Here is a 19,622-nt window from a genome sequence, read left to right on the forward strand (position 1 = left end):
GGTGCCCAACACATGCGTAGTGACACACAGCGCAACCGCAGACAACTGGTCAAGGCCGCGGGACAGCTCTTCGCGTCCCGTCGCGGTCCCATCAGTATGGCCGACGTCGCCAAGCAGGCCGAAATTTCGACGGCCACCGCCTACCGGCACTTCGCGTCGGTCGAGGACATTCTTGCGGAATACCGCTTCGGTGTCGGCGAGAAGCTGCGTGACTACAGCCTCAAGCAGCAGGAAGCATCCGGCGTCGAACTTCTGACCATGGTGAGCCGTAAATGGGTGGACCTCGTCACCCGCCACGGCGGTGCGATGCTGTATACCCGTTCGGGCGAAGGCTACCTGGCCCGCTTGCGCAGCGGCGCCTACTACCTGACCGTCCAGGCTGACGCATTGGAGCGTCCTTTGCGCGAAGCCGTCGAAGAACTGGGACTTCACCCGGTTGGCGATGAAGCGATGTTCCTGTGGAACATCCTGTTCGACCCCCGCGAAATCCTGGACCTGATCAATACTGTGGGCCTGACCAAGGACCAAGCGACGCTGCGCCTTATATCTGCCCTGAAGGGCGCCCTGGCGGGCTGGAGCGAAGACCGCGCACGGGCGTAGGTTGCTGGCGCAGAAAGCCGGGCTCCTAGGCCCGGCGTTCCCCTCAGTGCTTAGCCGGTCGCTCGGATCAACTCACGGATCCGATCCGCAGGCAGCGCCGTCAATGCTGCAACCCTGAAGATGTCCATGCGACCGCTTTCCAGTCCTTCCAGAACGTCAACCCGGAGCCTTTCTACACCGCGCTCTTTGTCCTGAAGGGCGTCCTCCAGTTGCCGGACGATCGCCACAAGACCGGACAGATGCCACTCCGGCTGCACCCCCGAGAAGTGGAGGTCCTGATACGCGCCCCCGAGTCTCTTGACGTCCGTGGCGCGGATCCCGACGACGGCGGAAACTGCAGCAAGGGATACTTTGTCGGCCAATGCTGCAGCGATTGCCTCGTTCCGGCGGCCGAGGAGCGTGCGGACGTGGCTGTCGATACGGGCACGGGAGACCCTGGACCCGGTCAGCCGCAGTTCCAGTGAACTCAACCGGGGCCTGTGGGCTGCGGGCCGCCGGCGTGGCCTGGCTTCAGCTACGTAGGTCACGGTGCGTAAGGCCCTGGACCAGGTGCCAAACAACTGCTTCGTTGCCATGTGTAGGCATGATGCTGCCCTCCAGCACTTGCAGGCTGGGGCCTGCCTTGCCTACGGGGGTCCACATGCCGCTAACCGGGCAATGGCTCCCGGTGCCGGCAACGTACCGGCAACGGTGTGCATGGCCGACTGAGTGTTCTCCAACGATGCGTCGCATCACAGGCCTCCGAGGGTTGGGAGTTCGCTTGGAAACTCGGGAAATCTGATGCTTTAAGCCTATGTCGCAGGTCACCTTAAAGCAAGAAACTTTTCTCATTTGTTTAAAGTTTCTCATGTGTTTCGAAGCCCTCACTGGAGGTATCTGAAGGCCGTCCAGGAGCCGGCGAGGAGAGCGCAGCCCACCTTATGCCGCGAGCCAAAGGCTGGTGTCTTCTTTTTCGAGGGAGCCCTGTAGAAGGCCGGCGATCCGCACCCGAGGCAGACGAGCCCTCGTCTATCGCTCTTCCGCCAGGCGGGGTCGCGCTGATCGAACTCCGAGGCATGCCAATCCTTGCCATCCACAGAGCTTCGCGCCCACTTCATGCGGCCGCCAGGGCCGCCCGGGCCACCAGCCGAGCAGAACATCCAGTGGATTCTGTCCGCTTGCGCGTTGTTTTGACACATTCGCCCAACTGCTCCAATGCAGTCTTCCTCCATTCGCCAGTTCACGATTAGATATGAGAAACTTTTCTCATATCTAATCGCGCACGTCAAGCGATTCCGTATCACAGGAAGTACTTGACTGCATCTTGGAGCATCTGCGAATCTTTTCTCAAATATGATTTTTGCCATGCCCGTCCGCAACGGCGCGACCGGAAGGAACCTGAACATGAACCCCTCTCCCCTGCCTCCCCTTGTTGTCATGGGCGTCTCCGGATGCGGAAAGTCCACCATCGGCTCTCTCCTGGGCGAACGGCTTGGCATACCGTTCCAGGACGGTGACGACCTGCACCCGGCGGCGAACAAAGCCAAAATGGGCGCAGGCATCCCCCTGGACGATTCCGACCGCCAGCCGTGGCTTGAAGAGATCGGGCGCACGCTCCGGGCCTCGGCAGAGCAGGGCACCCCGGCGATCATCGCCTGCTCGGCACTGAAGCGCAGCTACCGCGACCTGCTGCGCTCCCACGTCCCCGACATCGTATTCGTCCACCTCAATGGTGACCGCGGCACGCTGCTGGAACGGATGAACGCCCGTGACCACGAGTTCATGCCGTCCAGCCTCCTTGATACGCAGCTCAGCACCCTCGAGCCCCTTGGGCAGGACGAGAAACACATACTCGCGGACATCACGCTCACCCCCACCTCACTAGTGGAGAGCCTCTGCGATCAACTTGCCGTACGGACGTTGGCGGTTGGGCCGGCGTTTAATAATGGTCGCTGAGCGTCAGGTACGAGGAACTTCAGTTGAAGGCGTGCTGGCCGCAACAGGCGGGCGCGCTCCAGTCAGCGGTTGGTGGCGGCCCGACGGTGACCCTGCGCCATTTCGGTACGTCCAACAAGAGACTACGTTGCCCACGCTGGAGGGGCAGCCTGCACTTTGGCTGCTGGTTTACCCCTTGCCGTCTGGCCGTAAAGTTGTCCAACGGCATTTCCGACCGCACTCGGACGACCGAAACCACTCTCGTCGAGGCAATCCTTGGGAAGAGTCACGAAGAGCCTCTCCTCGACACGCCGTCGTTTCGTGAAACCGTCTGAATCACTTGATCCATGAACGGTCCATCCTGCTGCGAACAGAATCACCCGCAATTCCAAAAGCCCGGGTGGGACTAATCTCCAGGGTCGAAACGAATAGCGCACCGGAGACGGCTCAAGGCACTCCAGAGGCAAACTCGCAACAACGCCAACTGCGATTCCTGAAGGATGCCAGAAAAACACTTGCCTTTTAGGCACTCCATGCGGTACGACAACTCAAAACGACACCATCGCCGTGAACCCAATATGCCCTCGATCCAGCCGTCAAGGTATCGAACGGCAATGCGAGGGAGCGAACATCGTCGACGTCGCAGGAGGGTGTTGCTCTTTGCTGGGAAAATGCTCGTAATTAACTACCCCGTTAATTAACCATCCAGTAAACTAACCACTATGAACAGCGCACCAGCGGTCCTGGATGCAGCCTTTGCCGCCCTCGCGGACCCGACAAGGCGGGCAATCCTGTCGACCCTCGCCCACGGCGACGCCACGGTTTCGGAACTAGCGGCCCCTTTTGCCATGTCGCTGCCGGCCATATCGAAGCACCTGAAGGTCCTGGAGGCCAGCGGCCTCATTTCCCGCAGCAGAAGCGCCCAGTTCAGGCCGTGCCACCTGGAAAGAGCTGTCCTTGACGACGTCGATGACTGGATCCAGGAACACCGCAAGGTATGGGACGAGCGCCTGGACAAACTGGATGAACACCTCAAAAACCTTCAAAAAGGCGGGGACGGCAAAGATGGGAAATAGCACCCGGAACAGCGAAGCAGGGCTGAGCTTTGAGCGGGTCTTCGACGCCCCACCCGAGCTGGTCTTCGCATGCCTGACACAATCAGGGCACCTCAGTCATTTCTGGGCTCCCCTGGGAGCAAGCGCACCCGTGGAAGAAATCCGCATCGATCCGCGCCCCGGCGGGCGATTTGAAACACTCATCGTGAACGACAGCTCGGGCGCGACGTACGCGACACGTTCGGTCTTCTTGGAGGTCCAAGCACCGACGAGCCTGGTGTGGCACGAAGAACACTCAGGCATGACCGTCCGCATCACCCTCTCAGCACTTCCGGAGGGCAAGACCCTCTTCCATCTACACCAAACAAACGTGCCCGACACCGTCAGGCAGCCCCGGAACCAAACCGGGTTCAAGACAACACTCGACAAGCTCGCAGACTATGTCCACTCCCTGGCGCACGGAGGTCACCAATGATTACAACGACGTCGCTCGACGGCACTGCCCTGGCAATCGACATCACCGGCACTGGACCGGCACTCATCATCGCGGCGGGGGCTTTCTGCGACCGGCAGTCCAAAAAAGGCCTCGCCGCACTGCTCGCGGATAGATTCACTGTCCATGAATACGATCGCCGCGGTCGTGGTGACAGCGGTCCGCTGGGAGAGAACTCCGTTCAACGGGAAATCGAAGACCTCGCTGCTGTCGTAGCCCGGATCGATGAAGAACCATTCATCTTCGGAGATTCATCCGGGGGCGCCCTCGCCATCGCCGCCGCAGCCGCCGGGGTCGGATTCCGCAAGATAGCAGTCTACGAGCCGCCCTTCACACCAGGACCCAGCAATGACGTCGCCGAGCAGCTGTCATCCCTGGTTACCGAAGGGAACAACTCAGGGGCAGTGGAGCTTTTCCTGGGACTCATGGGAACGCCTGAACAGGCAATCCGCGGAATGAGGCAAGGGCCCTACTGGGGGCACCTCGAAGCCCTGGCCCACACCTTGCCCATTGACGTCAGGCTATGCAACAACGGGCAAGTTCCGGAGGAGCAGCTGGCCAGGATCCAGGCCCCCTTGCTGGCCATCGCCGGCGGCAACAGCCCGTGGGCCCCCGACGTCATGGCAGCAGTTGCCGACCACGCACCGCGCGGAGAGTCGCGTGTTCTCGCCGGCCACGGCCACGCCGTTCCGGACGAGATTCTCAGCGAAGTTCTCAGCGACTATTTCGGCGCGGAGAACCCGAAACCCTAAAGCTCCGACAGAAGCGTTCGCGCGGACTCCAGGTAGGCCGCCTCCGCTTCTTCTCCACCGAGAGCGGCCTGAACCGCGAACCCTTGGATCAGCCCCATGATGGCAGGGGCGAGCCGGCGGGCCTGCTCGGCCGCGGCGTCATGCGGACTGGATGGACTGGACACGCGCAGCCAACCCTCAAGGTACTTCTCTATGTGCCCCCGGATCTCGGCAAGGATTTTCCGCGCAACGACGCCCAGTTTGTCGTTGCGGACGGCCTCGCCCCAGACCTGCACCGCTACGCCGGGAAAAAAGTCCATCTGCGCCAGCCCAGTCATCAAAGCCGTCACGGCCTCTTTGGGCGGAGGCACTTCTCCCCCGCTGCCGAGCCGCTCAAGCGCTGCCATGCGTTCTTCGAAGACCAGTCGACCAGTGTCGACAATGAGTTCTTCCTTGCTTCGGTAGTACACATAGACCGCGCCCGCAGAAAGTCCAGCCTCGGCGATGATGTCCCCCATGGAAACGCTGGAGAAGCCCTTCTCCGCGACGCACGCAAGCGCGGCCCGCTGAATGCGCTCACGCATCCCTGCACGATGTTCCTCGGTCACTTTTGGCATGAACCCACCGTACCTGAAAAAGAAAACGAACGATCATTCTTGACGCGGAAACCACCCGGCCCCACAATGAAGAACGAACATTCTTTTTCGAAACTCCCTGAGAGGAGAGCCCGATGACAAGCGCGCACACCCCCTGGCCCCACGCCTTGCGCACCGCCTTGCTCGCGGCCGTCGCCGTGTGCACCGTGCTGCTGGCGTTCGCGTGGCCGAGCGTCACGGCCAAAGTCCAGAACCTCCCTGTTGCGGCCGTGGGCAACGAGGAACAGATTTCCCAGATCACCTCCAAGGCCCCGGCCGGGAGCCTGGACCTGCGCACAGTGTCCACCCGGGATGAAGCAGTAGAGCTCATCAAACAGCGCCAGGTTTATGGCGCGGTCGTCCTGGGCGCCTCGCCGGAGATTCTCGTTGCCAGCGCCGGGAGTCCAGTCGCATCGCAAGCCCTGAGCCAGATGGGTGCCCAGATGCAGTCCCAGATACAGACGACGGCGATTACCAAGCTCCAAGGGGCACTCACCCAGGCAGCGCAGGCAGCCGCCACTGGCCAGGCACCACAGGCGGGACAAACCGGGCAGCCCCAGCAAAGCGGGCAAGCGGCCGCGGTCCCCCAGGTGACCATCACCGACGTCGTACCGCTTTCATCTGACGATTCACGCGGAACCGGGCTGGCGGTCGCAGGGCTACCGCTCGCCATGGGAGGCATGATCGGCGGCGTCCTCATCTCGCTGCTTGTCTCCGGAACGTGGCGCAGGCTTGGAGCCATCCTGGCCTACGGCGTGATTGCGGGGCTGGGACTCGCAGGCATCCTGCAAGGCTGGTTCCACACCCTCCAAGGCAGTTTTTGGCTGAACGCGTCTGCCATTGGCCTGGGCGTCATCGCGACGGCGGCGATCATCGTTGGCCTCAACGCGCTCATCGGCCGGGCAGGCATCGCGGTAGGTGCGGTCATTACTCTCTTCATCGGCAACCCGCTCTCGTCATTGACCCAGCCCAAGGAATTCCTTCCTGCACCCTGGGGCGAGGTGGGCCAGTGGCTGGTTCCCGGGGCTTCTGGAACACTGCTGCGCGACCTCTCCTATTTCCCGGACGCCTCCGCGGCATTCCCATGGCTGGTTCTGGGCGGGTGGGCCGTGCTCGGGGCGGTCCTTATCGCCGTCGGGCACTTCCGAAACGCCCCCGCCGCGGTGGCCGCCTGACAGCGCTGACAGCACCGACAGCCATACTGCACTATGAAGCCGGAGCCGACCGCCTGCGCCGCCATACGCTGCGCACGTGCTGGTGGAGCGTCTTCTTGCTGCGTCGGCTCACCATGATGACGCACGCCACGCCGGTCACCAGGACCACCGCACCGCCCCCTGCAACCGCCCAACGCGCCCCGAACTCCGTACCGATCCACCCCATGAGGGGAGAACCAATGGCGGTGCCGCCCTGCAGGATGGCAAGGTAAAGAGCCAGGACCCGCCCACGGAACTGGGGCTCGACAGAGAGCTGGATGGTGGTGTTGCAGCTGTTGAGGAAGGTAATGGAGGCAAGCCCAACGGGAATCAGCGCGGCGGCGTAGATCCAGAAGTTCGGCGCGATGCTGGCCAGCAAGGTGAAGGCACCCAGGCTCAGGGCGCCACCGAGCAGGAACCGCAGGCGCGGGCCGGAACGGCGGGCGGCGAGCAAGGCCCCGGCAAGGGTTCCGATGGCCATGATGGAACCCAGGAGGCCGAACTCCTCAGGACCCATCCCGAACTCCGCTGTGGCCATCAACGAATTGGTGACCGGGAAGTTCATGCCGAACGCTCCCAGCAACCCCACCATGACCATGATGAGTACCAGATCCGGCCGTTGCCGGACGTAGCCGAGCCCATCCATGAACTGATGCTTGCCGCGCGCCACTGGCGTCGCGGGCTCCAATTCAGAGGTCTTGACGCGCATCAGCGAAATGATGACCGCGACGAAGCTCGCGGCATTGAGGAGGAAGACCGGTCCGGTGCCGATCCAGGCAATGAGCACGCCGGCGATCGCGGGGCCCGTGAGCCGCGCGCTGTTGAACGACGCCGAGTTCAGGGCCACTGCATTGGCGAGCTTGTCCGGGCCTACGAGTTCCGAGACGAAGGCCTGTCGGGCCGGTGCATCCATGGCCGCCGCGAGGCCCAGGGCAACTGCGGCAATGTAGACGTGCCACAGCTGGGCAACCCCGGTCACCACCAGGAGTCCGACTACGAGGCCGCAGATCCCCATGGCCGCCTGGGTCCAGAACAGGATGACGCGTTTTCGGTAGCGGTCGGCCAGCACTCCCGCATAGGGGCCGAACAGCAGCATGGGGAGGAACTGCAAAGCCGTGGTGACACCTACGGCCGTTCCGGAATGATTCGTAAGGACGGTCAACACCAGCCAGTCCTGTGCAACCCGCTGCATCCAGGTACCGATGTTGGAGACCAGGGCGCCGCCGGCCCAAAGGCGGTAATTGGGACTTTCCAGAGCCCTGAACATGGCACTCATTTGGCGCTCATTTCCTGCATGATGCGGGCAGCTCGGCTGAGTACCAGCCGGTCCTCTTCGCTCAGCCCCGCGACACGCTGGGCCAACCACGCGGTCCGTTGGCTCCGGGCTTCAGCCAGGACTTCCCGGCCCTGCTCCGTGATGCTGATCTGGACCTGCCGCCCGTCTGCGGGGTTTGCCTGCCGCGACACGAAGCCCTGCTCGGTCAGTGCATTCACGATGCGGGTCATCGAGGGTGCCTGCACATGCTCGCGATCTGCCAGCTCCCGGAGTGACTGCGGCGCGACGTTCAAGTGGGCCAACACCGTGTATTGACCGGGAGTGATGACATCGCCGGTCGCTTCGATGCGAAGCCTGCGGGACGTGCGCATCACGGCCGTTCGCAGGTCTATGGCGAGGATGTCCGGTTGGATGTCGGGATCGATTGCTGGTTTTGCTGCCGCGTTGGCTCCGGTCACTGGGAGGCGCCTCCTATGATTGGCATAATAGTTAGCAGTGCTAATTAGCTCCGCTAACTATTATGCTCCTCTCATCAGCAACCTGTCCATGGAATGTGATGAGGGCTATGCGGGGCGTTAAAAGAACGACGGCGGGCCGCCCCTAAGGTTCCCAGGAACCCAGGGTTCCGGAAAGCTTAGAGACGGCCCGCCGTCGTCGTTGATTCAGCCAGCCGCAGCGGCAGACCTTAGTCGTTGATGAGGTCGTGAACCACGATCGTCTGGTCGCGGTCCGGGCCGACGCCGATCGCCGAGAAGCGCGTGCCGGAGAGCTTCTCGAGGGCCAACACGTAGTTGCGGGCGTTCTCGGGGAGGTCTTCCAGGGTGCGGGCGCCGGTGATGTCCTCGGTCCAGCCGTCGAAGTACTCGAAGATCGGCACTGCGTGGTGGAACTCGGTCTGCGTCATGGGCATTTCATCGTGGCGGACGCCGTCAACGTCGTAGGCAACGCAAACCGGGATCTGCTCGATGCCGGTGAGGACGTCCAGCTTGGTGACGAAGTAGTCCGTGAAGCCGTTGACGCGCGAGGCGTGGCGGGCCAGGACGGCGTCGTACCAACCGCAGCGGCGGGGACGGCCGGTGTTCACGCCGAACTCGCCACCGGTCTTCTGCAGGTACACGCCCATGTCGTCGAACAGTTCCGTGGGGAACGGTCCGGCGCCGACGCGGGTGGTGTAGGCCTTGATGATGCCGATGGAGCGGGAGATACGCGTGGGTCCGATGCCCGAACCAACGGAAGCGCCGCCGGCCGTCGGGTTGGAGGAGGTCACGAACGGGTAGGTGCCGTGGTCCACGTCCAGGAAGGTTGCCTGGCCGCCTTCCATGAGCACAACCTTGCCCTCGTCCAGGGCGTTGTTGAGGACAAGGGTGCTGTCGATGACCAGCGGGCGCAGCCGCTCGGCGAAGGACAGGAAGTACTCCACGATCTCGTCAGCGATGATGTCGCGGCGGTTGTAGACCTTGACCAGGAGTTCGTTCTTCTGGCGCAGCGAGCCTTCCACCTTCTGGCGGAGGATCGACTCGTCGAAAACGTCCTGGACGCGGATGCCCAGGCGGGCCACCTTGTCCATGTAGGCCGGGCCGATGCCGCGGCCGGTGGTGCCGATGGCCCGGCTGCCGAGGAAGCGCTCGGTGACCTTGTCCAGAACCTGGTGGTACGGGGCCACGAGGTGGGCGTTGGCTGAAACGCGCAGGCGGGACGTGTCCGCGCCGCGGGCTTCCAGGCCGTCGATCTCCTGGAACAGGGCCTCGAGGTTCACTACGCAGCCGTTGCCAATAATGGGAATTGCGTTGGGGCTCAGGATGCCCGCGGGAAGGAGCTTCAGCTCATACTTCTCACCGCCAACAACCACGGTGTGCCCGGCGTTGTTACCGCCGTTGGGCTTGACCACGTAGTCAACGCGGCCACCGAGCAGATCGGTTGCTTTGCCTTTGCCTTCGTCGCCCCACTGGGCTCCGACGATCACGATAGCGGGCATGGGATCCTCCCCCATTCTTTTCGGGCCAAGCCGGTGTGGCCGGGCGCCGTACATGAGAACGCCCCGATGCTTACTGGTGCAGCCCACCCGAAGGCAAGGCGTACGCAAGAGGTTCGGGGCTCTTACCAGCCAAGTTTAGCCGATGGCAACGGTTTCTCTGGTGTTTGGCTGCCATTGGGGTGCAGTTATGAAGAAGTCAAGGAACCTTCAGGGTGGAAGGACCCGCCGACGAACTACCCAGGGACAAGCTGAGCAGGCCGGCACTGTCCACGAGCCCCACGCGGATCGCGGAAACCTTGTATTCACCCGCTGCGGCCGTCACATCCGCCGGCTTGGTGCCGGGCCAGCTTTGATCGGGTTGGACGTTGACATTGATGGCCACCAGGGTGCGGACTGCTGTGAGGACAGGTCCGACCGCGTTGATCACCGGGGTGATGAGCAACTGCAGGCTGGCGCCCAGGTTCGGGATGAGGCCGGCGTTGAAAATAGTGGCGTTGAGCACGTTCTTCACCACGTTGTTGCTGCCGGCGATGAGGGCCGAGGTAATGGGCCCCAGCAGGGCCGCAACCACACCTCCCAGGTCAAGGCCGATAACGTTGGCGGTCACCTGAGGCGCCACGGCGGTTCCATCAAGGAAGTCACCAAGAGATATGCCTGTGATGGCGCCGGTGGCCGAGCCCATCTTGACGGCGATGGTGGCCGCGTTGACGCCGGCCAGTTTCAGGGTGATGTTGGTGGTGGCGTTCAAAGTGATGGCACGCAGCGCGGTGGTCAGCGCAGCCAATACGCGGTTCTTCCATGCATCCAGCAACGCAGTCACCCTGCTGGTAACGGCCGTTGTCATGGCGGCGTCCAGAACCACCGCATGATTGGGCTCCATCCCATTCAGTCCGGTGGTTGTGCTTCCGGTCAGGGATGCGATGTCGACCTTGACCGTCCCGTTCCCAAGGTTGACGGTGACGATGCCATCGGTCATGGACTCGGTCATCATCGCGGTGACGCCGCTCAGATTAGGGGCGGACAGCGTTGCCGAAGTGCTGATGGACCCAAGTGACAGCGACCCCAACAAAGGATTGATGAGGGCAGAGATACCGTCGGAGATCCCCGTCGTGAGCCCGCCAGTGCCGAGCAAGGCATTCAGCTGCGTCGGGACAGCCCCCACCAACGAGGCCCCGCTGGTGGACAACGTCCCGACCGCAGGAATGGCGGCCGTCAGGTCCAACCCGGCTATCCCGTACTGGCGCTGCACGGTGGGGGTGGGGCTCAGCATCGGCCACCCGTTGGTCATGACACAGGAATCAACCGCCGACGAGGAGGCAAGCGCGCCAACGTCCAACGTCACCCCGGACAGTGAGGCCGGAACGATATTGCCCAAGGAAATACTGGCTGATTTAGGCGCGGTGGCTGCTCCTTGCGAGGTGCCGGCAACGTCGACGGCGCCGGTCTGGTCGGACACGAGACCAGAGGCCCCGTGCGCCTGCCCGCTCTTCTGCGAGCGCGCCCACTGCGTGTAAGTACCAAGGCCGCCCACCGGAGCCCCGAGCCCCAGCCCAACATTTACCGGGCTGCTGCCCAATGCCGTCACCGGGATCTTGGTGACGTAGGCATCCGTTGTTCCGGGCACCAGGACGGCAGACAACGGCGTAGGCGTGGCGGTCGTTCCGTTGTTGACCACAGTCAGCCCCTGAACGCCGGCCACAGTATCCAGGTTGGTGTTCAGCACGCTCCCGTGCAGCTGCCGGGACCAGGCCTGGTTGGTGAACATTGAGTTGGTTGTGCAGTCGCCGGGCGAACTCACTCCGACGGCGCTGCGCACCCATTCGTTGTCCGTCCACGCGGCTGTGGTGATGCTGGTTGTCGCGGCCACAGCAATGGCGGCAACTGCGGCGACAAACATGGACCGGCGTGGCCGTTTCAGGAAAGCCCCTCGGACGGCCCGGCGCCGGGGCTTGTCCAGGGCGTGCCGGGGCGTCATGTGCTCTGCTCCGTGGTTTCGCGGGGCCGTTTCACCAGCGCCAACACGGCTGTTCCCAGGAGGAGCAGGGCGCCACCGGCGAACAGTGCGGGAAGGGAAGACGCTCCTGTATTTCCAAGGGGCTCCTTGCTTCCGCCACCGGCCACCGGAGGCTGTAAAGGTGCGCTGCCGCCGTCGTCGTCCCCCATGGCGCTGATCCCGATGCCCAAGGTGAGCGTCGCACCCTGGGCGGGAGCGGCGTCGTCGGGTCCGCCGAGGGTGAAACGGAGGTAAGGTGACGTCCCGGCGCGGAGGTCGCTGAGCGGGATGCGCAGGCCTTGGTCCCATTCGCCGAGGCGGGTGGATTGGACCCTGGGCGTTGAGCCGACCGGGCATTCCAGGCGCTGGTTCAGTCCACTTTCGCCCTGCCACGGGGTCGGACATTCATCAACGGTGATCGCGTAGCCGTTGGCGCCTGCGAGGCTTCCCGTCGCGGCGAGTTGGAGCGAGGACGTGGCTTCAGGTTTTTCCAACGACAACCCAATCTGCCACACGAACGAATCCCCGGGGGCAAGCTGCGGGAACTCCAGCGGATACACGGACGAGGAAAGCCGCAGGAGCCCCGGTGTTCCGTTCTCGGGTACAGGAATGAGGTGGTCGGCAGCATGGGCGGGAACGGCGCAGCCCAGGATACTGACGACGGCGACACAGACCGCCGCCGCTGTCCTCGCCACCCTGCTCCACTGCTTCACCGTTCCTTCACCTCCCTGTTGACACCACACCTTTGTGCCGGGCAACCCGTTTTGGCCAGTAAGCCCACACCACCAGCCCGGCCACCGCCATCGTGGCGGCTCCGATGAAACCCGGGCCCCGCATCGCCATCACCCAGGAACCCACGGCCGGTACCGTCACCAGTACTTTCCGGGCAGTCTCCACTTGGTACGGCAGCGGATCTTCGGAACTGTTCGCATCGCCCTTGAGCCGCAATGAAGCACCGGTTCCGGACGGTTCCACGGACACCACGCGGTGGGTGACAAGAACGCCGGACTCTGCCCGCTTCACGGAAACGACGTCGCCGGGTGCCAGTTCCGCGGCCTGTACCTGCACGGTGAGGGACAGGGCCCCCACCGGATAGTGGGGCTCCATGGACCCTGTCCTGAAGACGACGAACGATGCTTTGTAGACGAATCCAAGGACCAGCGCCAGAATGCACACCAGCCCAAGCACGGCCACCAACGTCAGGGCAATCTCACGGGAAACCTTGAAGATGCGGGACAGGACGGCCCAGAAGCCCGCCCCTCCTAAGGCAGGGGCCGAAGGGGGCACTGGGGACGAGCTTCTGGGCCGGGTCAACGGCTCTGGCACAGAGCTGTCTTACGAGCCGACGATGCTCGTGAACCTCCACAACGGAACCGTCTGCTTTCCCTGCAACGTCACGTCGGTCACCGAAGCCGGGAGGGTGATGGCGAAGCAGAGGTTGACCGCGGCACCCGCTGTTGCTGCGTCAGCACCCTTCGGCAGCGAGATGGGAGTGGCGGAAACGGTAGTCAGCGGAACGCTGGCTCCCGCGGAACCCACCACGTCAGTGCCGCCGGTGAGAGTACCGGCCGCGCAGTTTGCCGGGGTGACTCCCTGAACCGCACGGTAGGTCAAGGCATTGTAGAGAGCCAAGGAGTTGGTGGCGGTGTCCACTCCGTTTCCGCCGAGCTTCACAGCCTCAGCAAGGGTGGCCGTGAGCGCTTCCGAGCCAGCGGCTGCGCGGAGCTGCATGGGAGCGTAGGCCGTGTCGCCGGGCTTCAGGGCTGCGGAGATGGCGCCGAACGTCAGCGCACCATCAGTGGCCGAACTCGGCACCGTGGGGATGTTTGGCTTGTCGCTCCACGCATCGGCGCCGGTGCCGTTGGTGTTGCTGAAAGTGTTTTGCTCCATGTGGTAGCTCAGCGTTCCCGGCCCGTTATCCCCACCGGAATTGCCGAACACCCACTCGTTGTCCGTCCAGGCGGCCAGCGTGAACGCGGCTCCCACACCCAGGACGAGCCCGCCCGCAAGAAGCGCGCGGACCTTCGTAGCCTTATTGGATGACATCTTTGAGACCATTATCTAACCCCCACGGTTGACGATGCTGAGCTGGTGGGGAGGCCTGACGGTTTCCCCCGAAACCAGTAGTTTCACCGTCATTATCCGGGCAGGAAAAGCAGCACCCTGAGAAGGTGCACTTTAGGGTTAATGCAGGGGTTCGACGCCGGCGCGGAGCCCCAGGGCAGCTTAGCTGCCGCCCACGAAGCAGCTTAGCTGCCGGCCACGAATTCGAGGGCTGCTTCTGCGAAGGCGGGCCATTCCGTGTGCGAGCTGAAGGGAACTTCAACCCAGTCCTTGAAGGGGCGGTTCATGCCGGAAGGATCAAAGAGGGCAGCTCCCGGCAGGGCCAAGGCACGCGCGTGTTCGGCGGTCTCCTTGCCCAGTTTGAACGTCACCTTGTCGCCGTTCAGGCAGGCCAGCGCCTTCTTGCCCAGCATGAGCGAGCTTGCGCCGAACATCTTCCCCATGACCACTCCGGCCGGGGCCAGCTCGGCACCCAGTTCCTCGAAAGCGGAAACGGCGGCAGCGGGCGACTCTTGTTTCTCCATACCGGGCATCTTGCCGGAAGGACGCACCGGCGTCGAGAGTTGCTGCCGGGAAGCGGGCGGCAGCGCCGCCGAGACGCCCGCCACGTTTCCGGTGCAACACGCCGTGTCGCATTCGGTGGCGCGCCGGGACGGACCCGGGAGAGGCACTGAGTCCGGTAAGGTTAGTTAGCCCCCAACAGCACCCTTCCAGGTTTCGCTGCGGCATGCCCGCGGCCCCTGCGTTCCGGTGCGCAGTAACACCTAGGAGACCTAACCCCTGATGCAAGAACTGGCGACTGAATCACCCGAACAAACCCTCTGGAACCGCCGGTACGAACCGCACATCGCTGAGGTCAACGAACTGTGCGACTCCATCAAGGAACAGAAGCCGGGCAGCGAGGTCCTCTACATCGATCCCGCCCACAGCATGGATGACTGCCGGATCGTCAGCCTTTTCTCCAACCAGCGCACCACCTCCGGTGAGGGCTTCATCACGCCGGGCGACGCGGAAGCCAGCACCCGCATGCTCGGAATGCAGTGGCAGCTGGGCCTGCGTCCGGAACTCGTGATGCCGTGGAACGCTTACCCGTGGATCGAACCGAACGAGGAACCGGGCAAGCTCACCCCCGCCAACATCACCGAAGGCCTCAAGCCCCTTTTGCGCCTGCTGCAGCTGCTGCCGCGCACCTCTGCCCTGGTGGCCCACGGCAATGAGGCACACCGCCTGGCCGACCAGCTCATGAAGGCCGCACCGGCAAGCATCGCACGCCGCGGTTTCAAGACCTTCAAGGTCCGCTCGCTGGGTGGTCGCTCCTTCGCCGGAACGCCCGAGCGCCAGCAGGAATACCTGGACGCCATCCACGGTGCCTACGCCGAAGCCATGGCCCGCACTGGTATCCCCCGCAAGTCCTGACCCAACTGGGGGACAGCAAACGCTCTACTGACGCGTCATTGGAACGTTTGCTGTCCCCTACTTGGGCGCGGTTAGCCGACCAGCATGGCCCGGAGGTCCTTCAGGATCAGCTGGGCACCCGTGGGGCCGAGGCCAAGGAACCAGACGTCGTCATTGACGGATTTCGCTTGGCCGGCCTTGACTGCACTGAGCTTGGGCCAGACGGCGCCTTCCACCACGGACTTTTCGCCCGTGGCCGAGGGTTCGCCGTAGCTGCTGTAGAAGATCCAGTCGGCATCGCCCTGCTCGATGTTCTCGGCGGAGATCTCGGCTGCCAGCTCGTCGATGTCCTGGTTCTCCGGACGGGCCAGGCCTGCGTCCTTCAGAATGACGCCGATCAGCGACTTGTTGGCATACAGGCGGATCTTGCCCGGAAGGAACCGGACCAGGGAAATCTTGGGATCGCCCTTCACGTCTGCCTTGAGGGCATCGGCTTCCGTCTGGTAGTCGTTGAGCGCTTTGACGGCCTTGTCTTCCTCGCCCAGGGACTTGCCCACCAGGAGGAAGTTTTCCTTCCACGGGAAGCCCGGGCGGATGCTGAAGACCGTCGGCGCGATGGACGACAACTGCTTGTACAGCTTGTCTGCCCGGAGCTTGCTGCCAAGGATGAGATCCGGCTTGAGTGCAGCGATCGCTTCGAGGTTGAGGTCCTGGATAGTGCCAACGGAAGCAACATCCTTGACCTTGTCGGCCAAGTAGGTGGGAACCGGGTTGGCACCTTCGGTGGTAGCCATACCCACCGGGGTGATGCCGAGGGTGACGACGTCGTCAAGTTCGCCCGTGTCCAGGACCACCACGCGCGTTGGCTTCTTGTCCAGGGTGGTTTCCCCGTTGGCGTGCTTGAGTGTTCGCGGGAAAACGCCGGGCGCAGCGTCCGTGCCGAGCTTGGCCGTTTCCTGGTCCGCGGTGGTGAACTTGGAGCCGCCGGTTGCAACATCGGCATTGCCTGCACCGGAGCCTGAGGCCGAACCGCCGCCCGTGCCGCAGCCCGCGAGCAGGCCCACCAGCAAAGCACCACCAACAGCCTTCATCGCAAGGTTTCGTACACGGGAGCGCCGGGGCGGCCGAACTTCAAAATCGTCATTTTTCACTGGGTAAGGCTAACCTAATTAGGGCACACTTCTGTGACGTTGTGACGACAGTCACGACTTGCCCCGCTTTCCTTGCCCTTCTCCGAAATGGTCCTTGTTGTGTCCCGACTGATGGCTCCCGCTCCCAAGTCCCATGCCGGCGAGCCAGCAGCCACCGCCCTTCCAGCCATCAGCGCGAACCCGGGCCGCGGCGTCGTCAATCGGTCCGGCTGGCGGGTGCTCTTCCTGGTCGCGGCGGCAGCAGTCCTGCTGGGAGCCGTGGTGTTGAGCCTGGGCGTGGGCGCCAAGTTCATCCCGGCCTCCACCGTTCTCCAGGCATTCGTGAACCCGCAGGACACCGCCGATCACGCGATCATCCTGGAAAGCCGGCTGCCGCGCACGGTGATGGGAATCGCCGTCGGAGTGGCCCTGGGTGTTGCCGGTGCTCTGATGCAGGCCATCACCCGGAACCCCCTGGCCGATCCCGGCATCCTCGGGGTCAACGCGGGTGCTTCTTTCGCGATGGTGCTGGCCATCGGCGTCTTCGGCGTTGCTTCGCTGAACGGGTACATCTGGTTCGCTTTCGCGGGGGCCATCCTTACCGCGGCCGCCGTGTATCTGATCGGCACTTCGGGCCGGAACGTGGTCAATCCCATCCGGCTCACGCTGGCCGGCGTCGCACTTGGCGCTGTCCTCACCGGCGTCGGATCCGGGCTTACTCTCCTGAACCCCAAGGCCTTCGACCACCTGCGTTCGTGGAGCATCGGCTCGCTGGATACGCGCAGCATGGAGTCGGTTGCCACGGTGGCGCCGTTCATGGCTGGCGGGCTGCTGCTCGCGCTGTTCTGCGTCCGGGGCCTCAACGCCATTGCCCTGGGCGACGACCTCGCCACCTCCTTGGGCGCCAACGTCAACCGCACCCGCATCCTGGGCGTTGTCTCCATTACCCTTCTCAGCGGTGCTGCGACTGCCGGAGCCGGGGCCATCGGCTTTGTGGGACTCATGATTCCCCACGTCGCCCGGTGGATCGTAGGCCCCGACCAACGGTGGATCCTGGCCACAACCGTCCTGCTCTCCCCCATCCTGCTGCTGATCTCCGACGTCGTTGGCCGGATTGCCGCCCCCGGTGAACTCCAGGTGGGCGTCGTGACCGCGTTCATTGGGGCTCCGGTGCTGATCGCCTTGGCGCGCCGCCGGAAGGTGAGCGGACTATGACGCGCCTGGCACCCGTCGACTTCGGGCGGCCCGTTGCTGTGCTCCGCAGCCGTTCGCTGAGCCTGCGGTTGGATCTCCGCAGCATCCTCGTCTGCATTCCGCTTCTCCTGGCAGCGCTTGCCGTCGGCATTGTCAGCCTGGCCACCGGTGACTACGACGTCTCCGTGCAGCAGGTCCTCCAGGCCTTTACCGGAGACGCCCCGGGACTCGCCCAGACCATCGTCATGGAGTGGCGGCTCCCCCGGGTCCTGTCGGCGCTCGTGTTCGGTGCAGCCCTGGGAATGAGCGGCGGCATCTTCCAGTCCATGACCCGCAATCCGTTGGGCAGCCCGGACATCATCGGCTTCAACACCGGCGCCTACAGCGGTGCATTGATCGTGATGCTGACCGTAGGTGGTGGGTACGCAGCGGTTGCCGGAGGGGCCCTGCTGGGCGGAATCCTCACGGCCCTTGCCGTCTACTTGTTGGCCTACCGCCGCGGGTCCCAAGGATTCCGGCTCATCATCGTCGGCATCGGCATCAGCGCCATGCTCGCCGCTTTGAACCACTGGCTCATCCTGCAGGCCGAACTGGAGGCCGCGCTGGCAGCTGCCGTCTGGGGAGCCGGGTCGCTCAATGGCATCACGTGGGAGCAAGCGGCGCCTGCCGCCGTCGTCGTCGTTCTTGCGGGCCTGGCCACGCTGGTGGCCGCGCGCCGGATGCAGTTTTTGGAGATGGGCGACGACGCCGCACGCGCCTTGGGCGTCCGGGCGGAACCAACCCGTTTGCTGCTGCTGGTCCTGGGCGTGGCGCTGACCGCGGCCGTGACCGCCGTCGCGGGTCCTATCGCCTTTGTCGCCCTCGCCGCACCCCAGTTGGCCCGCCGGCTGACCGGAAGCGCCGGCATTTCGCTGCTGCCATCGGCGGTGATGGGTGCATTCCTGCTGGCGGCCAGCGACCTTGCCGCGCAACGGCTGTTCGCCCCGATCCAGCTCCCCGTCGGTGTTGTGACGGTGTGCATCGGCGGTATCTACCTCGTCTGGCTGCTGGCCAGGGAAGCAAGGAAATCATGAGCACTCTCTCCACCGCGCCGCAGTTGCAGGCCGAAGCCCTGACCATCGGCTACGAGCGGCGGGTGATCTCCGAAAACCTCTCTGTACGCATCCCCGAGGGGCAGTTCACGGTGATCGTGGGGCCCAACGCCTGCGGCAAGTCAACGCTGTTGCGCGCCCTTGCCCGGCTGATCAAGCCGCGCAGTGGCCAGGTGTTGCTCGACGGGAAATCCGTGACCTCCTTACCCGCAAAAGAACTCGCCCGACGTCTTGGGTTGTTGCCCCAGTCCTCCATCGCGCCAGACGGCATCACGGTGGCCGATCTCGTGGCCCGTGGCCGCTATCCCCACCAGAGGCTGCTGCGGCAATGGAGTGTGGAGGACGAGTCCGCAGTTGTTGACGCGATGGAAGCCACAGGGATTTCCGCACTGTCCGGTCGACTGGTGGACGAACTCTCGGGTGGTCAGCGGCAGCGTGTGTGGGTGGCCATGGTGCTCGCGCAGCAGACGCCGTTGCTGCTCCTGGATGAGCCGACGACGTTCTTGGACATCGCCCACCAGATCGAGCTCCTGGAACTGTTCCGCGAGCTCAACCTGGACAAGGGCCACACCCTGGTGGCGGTGCTGCACGACCTCAACCATGCCAGCCGCTACGCGGACCACATTATCGCCATGAAGGACGGGGTAGTGGTTGCCGAAGGCGCTCCCGCGGACGTCATTACCGAGGCGTTGGTGGAGGACGTCTTCGGGATGGCGTGCCGGATTATCGACGACCCCGTGACGCACACCCCGCTGGTGGTCCCCCTGGGCCGCCCCCGCTTACCCAACTGTGAGTCTTGATCGTGGCTGGTCTGGGACTGGCTGGCAGGATGGGTGCAGGCCGTTCCGCCCGATGGATGTGACTCGTTACCCAACTGACCCGG

General features: G+C 63.9%; 21 protein-coding genes. 10 read left to right on the plus strand and 11 right to left on the minus strand.

Annotated features, from left to right (window positions below; genetic code table 11):
- Positions 1–12 precede the first annotated feature (12 nt).
- Positions 13–600: a TetR/AcrR family transcriptional regulator gene (locus PQ627_RS19075; RefSeq protein WP_274262921.1), complete on the plus strand. Its 588-nt coding sequence runs from the start codon at positions 13–15 to the stop codon at positions 598–600.
- A gap of 50 nt (positions 601–650) precedes the next feature.
- On the opposite strand, the gene PQ627_RS19080 is transcribed toward PQ627_RS19075, so the two are convergent.
- Positions 651–1,175: a hypothetical protein gene (locus PQ627_RS19080; protein WP_274262922.1), complete on the minus strand. Its 525-nt coding sequence runs from the start codon at positions 1,173–1,175 to the stop codon at positions 651–653.
- Between the two features lie 769 nt (positions 1,176–1,944).
- On the opposite strand from PQ627_RS19080, the gene PQ627_RS19085 reads away from it, so the two are divergent.
- The 4 genes from PQ627_RS19085 to PQ627_RS19100 all read left to right on the plus strand — a co-directional run bounded on the left by PQ627_RS19085 (position 1,945) and on the right by PQ627_RS19100 (position 4,814).
- Positions 1,945–2,535: a gluconokinase gene (locus PQ627_RS19085; RefSeq protein WP_274262923.1), complete on the plus strand. Its 591-nt coding sequence runs from the start codon at positions 1,945–1,947 to the stop codon at positions 2,533–2,535.
- Positions 2,536–3,236: 701 nt separating this feature from the next.
- A complete protein-coding gene (locus PQ627_RS19090) occupies positions 3,237–3,590 on the plus strand; it encodes an ArsR/SmtB family transcription factor (protein WP_274262924.1) in 354 nt (117 codons plus the stop codon).
- On the plus strand, positions 3,580–4,044 hold the full coding sequence (locus tag PQ627_RS19095; protein ID WP_274262925.1) for an SRPBCC family protein: 465 nt from the start codon (positions 3,580–3,582) through the stop codon (positions 4,042–4,044). The genes PQ627_RS19090 and PQ627_RS19095 overlap by 11 nt, the downstream gene beginning before the upstream one ends.
- Positions 4,041–4,814, plus strand: coding sequence for an alpha/beta fold hydrolase (locus tag PQ627_RS19100; RefSeq protein WP_274262926.1), 774 nt, complete (start codon positions 4,041–4,043; stop codon positions 4,812–4,814). The genes PQ627_RS19095 and PQ627_RS19100 overlap by 4 nt, the downstream gene beginning before the upstream one ends.
- Here the strand turns inward: PQ627_RS19100 and PQ627_RS19105 are convergent.
- A complete protein-coding gene (locus PQ627_RS19105; protein WP_274262927.1) occupies positions 4,811–5,410 on the minus strand; it encodes a TetR/AcrR family transcriptional regulator in 600 nt (199 codons plus the stop codon). The two genes, PQ627_RS19100 and PQ627_RS19105, sit on opposite strands and share 4 nt — an antisense overlap.
- A 113-nt stretch (positions 5,411–5,523) precedes the next feature.
- On the opposite strand from PQ627_RS19105, the gene PQ627_RS19110 reads away from it, so the two are divergent.
- Positions 5,524–6,603 carry an ABC transporter permease gene (locus PQ627_RS19110; protein WP_274262928.1) on the plus strand — a complete coding sequence of 360 codons (1,080 nt, stop codon included), beginning with the start codon at positions 5,524–5,526 and terminating at the stop codon, positions 6,601–6,603.
- 31 nt (positions 6,604–6,634) lie between these two features.
- Here the strand turns inward: PQ627_RS19110 and PQ627_RS19115 are convergent, their stop codons facing one another.
- From PQ627_RS19115 to PQ627_RS19150, 8 genes are all read right to left on the minus strand, one after another.
- Entirely contained in the window at positions 6,635–7,897 is a 1,263-nt protein-coding gene (locus PQ627_RS19115; protein ID WP_144663350.1) for an MFS transporter, read from the minus strand.
- Positions 7,894–8,355, minus strand: coding sequence for a MarR family winged helix-turn-helix transcriptional regulator (locus PQ627_RS19120; protein WP_274262929.1), 462 nt, complete (start codon positions 8,353–8,355; stop codon positions 7,894–7,896). Before PQ627_RS19120 ends, PQ627_RS19115 begins: the two co-directional genes overlap by 4 nt.
- 227 nt (positions 8,356–8,582) lie before the next feature.
- Positions 8,583–9,872, minus strand: coding sequence for an adenylosuccinate synthase (locus PQ627_RS19125; RefSeq protein WP_144663349.1), 1,290 nt, complete (start codon positions 9,870–9,872; stop codon positions 8,583–8,585).
- A 196-nt stretch (positions 9,873–10,068) separates the two neighbouring features.
- A complete protein-coding gene (locus PQ627_RS19130) occupies positions 10,069–11,847 on the minus strand; it encodes a choice-of-anchor G family protein (protein WP_274262930.1) in 1,779 nt (592 codons plus the stop codon).
- Entirely contained in the window at positions 11,844–12,578 is a 735-nt protein-coding gene (locus PQ627_RS19135) for an LPXTG cell wall anchor domain-containing protein (RefSeq protein ID WP_274262931.1), read from the minus strand. Before PQ627_RS19135 ends, PQ627_RS19130 begins: the two co-directional genes overlap by 4 nt.
- Before the next feature lie 7 nt (positions 12,579–12,585).
- Positions 12,586–13,152: a signal peptidase I gene (locus PQ627_RS19140; protein WP_274262932.1), complete on the minus strand. Its 567-nt coding sequence runs from the start codon at positions 13,150–13,152 to the stop codon at positions 12,586–12,588.
- Between the two features lie 48 nt (positions 13,153–13,200).
- Entirely contained in the window at positions 13,201–13,911 is a 711-nt protein-coding gene (locus tag PQ627_RS19145; RefSeq protein ID WP_260842552.1) for a SipW-dependent-type signal peptide-containing protein, read from the minus strand.
- Between the two features lie 203 nt (positions 13,912–14,114).
- Positions 14,115–14,453, minus strand: coding sequence for a hypothetical protein (locus PQ627_RS19150; RefSeq protein ID WP_274262933.1), 339 nt, complete (start codon positions 14,451–14,453; stop codon positions 14,115–14,117).
- Positions 14,454–14,712: 259 nt separating this feature from the next.
- Here PQ627_RS19150 and PQ627_RS19155 point away from each other — a divergent pair, with 259 nt between their 5' ends.
- On the plus strand, positions 14,713–15,345 hold the full coding sequence (locus PQ627_RS19155; RefSeq protein ID WP_144663344.1) for a uracil-DNA glycosylase: 633 nt from the start codon (positions 14,713–14,715) through the stop codon (positions 15,343–15,345).
- A 71-nt stretch (positions 15,346–15,416) separates the two neighbouring features.
- Here PQ627_RS19155 and PQ627_RS19160 read toward each other — a convergent pair whose 3' ends face one another.
- Positions 15,417–16,475, minus strand: coding sequence for an ABC transporter substrate-binding protein (locus PQ627_RS19160; RefSeq protein ID WP_443192766.1), 1,059 nt, complete (start codon positions 16,473–16,475; stop codon positions 15,417–15,419).
- Between the two features lie 87 nt (positions 16,476–16,562).
- Between PQ627_RS19160 and PQ627_RS19165 the strand changes: the two genes are divergently transcribed.
- From PQ627_RS19165 to PQ627_RS19175, 3 genes are read left to right on the plus strand one after another with little or no spacing between them, the layout of a single operon-like run.
- Positions 16,563–17,669, plus strand: coding sequence for an iron chelate uptake ABC transporter family permease subunit (locus PQ627_RS19165; RefSeq protein WP_274262934.1), 1,107 nt, complete (start codon positions 16,563–16,565; stop codon positions 17,667–17,669).
- Entirely contained in the window at positions 17,666–18,721 is a 1,056-nt protein-coding gene (gene fepG / locus PQ627_RS19170; protein WP_274262935.1) for an iron-enterobactin ABC transporter permease, read from the plus strand. The genes PQ627_RS19165 and fepG overlap by 4 nt, the downstream gene beginning before the upstream one ends.
- Positions 18,718–19,539 carry an ABC transporter ATP-binding protein gene (locus tag PQ627_RS19175; protein ID WP_274262936.1) on the plus strand — a complete coding sequence of 274 codons (822 nt, stop codon included), beginning with the start codon at positions 18,718–18,720 and terminating at the stop codon, positions 19,537–19,539. The genes fepG and PQ627_RS19175 overlap by 4 nt, the downstream gene beginning before the upstream one ends.
- Positions 19,540–19,622 lie beyond the last annotated feature (83 nt).

The organism is Paenarthrobacter sp. AB444, assembly GCF_028736865.1.
GTDB classification, from domain to species: domain Bacteria; phylum Actinomycetota; class Actinomycetes; order Actinomycetales; family Micrococcaceae; genus Arthrobacter; species Arthrobacter nicotinovorans_B.

Coding starts and splice junctions, on each gene's coding strand:
- PQ627_RS19155 (WP_144663344.1), top strand. CDS start 14,713: ATGCAAGAACTGGCGACTGAATCACCCGAACAAACCCTCTGGAACCGC.
- PQ627_RS19085 (WP_274262923.1), top strand. CDS start 1,945: ATGCCCGTCCGCAACGGCGCGACCGGAAGGAACCTGAACATGAACCCC.
- PQ627_RS19115 (WP_144663350.1), bottom strand. CDS start 7,897: ATGAGTGCCATGTTCAGGGCTCTGGAAAGTCCCAATTACCGCCTTTGG.
- PQ627_RS19175 (WP_274262936.1), top strand. CDS start 18,718: ATGAGCACTCTCTCCACCGCGCCGCAGTTGCAGGCCGAAGCCCTGACC.
- PQ627_RS19145 (WP_260842552.1), bottom strand. CDS start 13,911: ATGTCATCCAATAAGGCTACGAAGGTCCGCGCGCTTCTTGCGGGCGGG.
- fepG (WP_274262935.1), top strand. CDS start 17,666: ATGACGCGCCTGGCACCCGTCGACTTCGGGCGGCCCGTTGCTGTGCTC.
- PQ627_RS19080 (WP_274262922.1), bottom strand. CDS start 1,175: ATGGCAACGAAGCAGTTGTTTGGCACCTGGTCCAGGGCCTTACGCACC.
- PQ627_RS19100 (WP_274262926.1), top strand. CDS start 4,041: ATGATTACAACGACGTCGCTCGACGGCACTGCCCTGGCAATCGACATC.
- PQ627_RS19125 (WP_144663349.1), bottom strand. CDS start 9,872: ATGCCCGCTATCGTGATCGTCGGAGCCCAGTGGGGCGACGAAGGCAAA.
- PQ627_RS19165 (WP_274262934.1), top strand. CDS start 16,563: ATGGTCCTTGTTGTGTCCCGACTGATGGCTCCCGCTCCCAAGTCCCAT.
- PQ627_RS19090 (WP_274262924.1), top strand. CDS start 3,237: ATGAACAGCGCACCAGCGGTCCTGGATGCAGCCTTTGCCGCCCTCGCG.
- PQ627_RS19095 (WP_274262925.1), top strand. CDS start 3,580: ATGGGAAATAGCACCCGGAACAGCGAAGCAGGGCTGAGCTTTGAGCGG.
- PQ627_RS19105 (WP_274262927.1), bottom strand. CDS start 5,410: ATGCCAAAAGTGACCGAGGAACATCGTGCAGGGATGCGTGAGCGCATT.
- PQ627_RS19075 (WP_274262921.1), top strand. CDS start 13: ATGCGTAGTGACACACAGCGCAACCGCAGACAACTGGTCAAGGCCGCG.
- PQ627_RS19130 (WP_274262930.1), bottom strand. CDS start 11,847: ATGACGCCCCGGCACGCCCTGGACAAGCCCCGGCGCCGGGCCGTCCGA.
- PQ627_RS19110 (WP_274262928.1), top strand. CDS start 5,524: ATGACAAGCGCGCACACCCCCTGGCCCCACGCCTTGCGCACCGCCTTG.
- PQ627_RS19150 (WP_274262933.1), bottom strand. CDS start 14,453: ATGGAGAAACAAGAGTCGCCCGCTGCCGCCGTTTCCGCTTTCGAGGAA.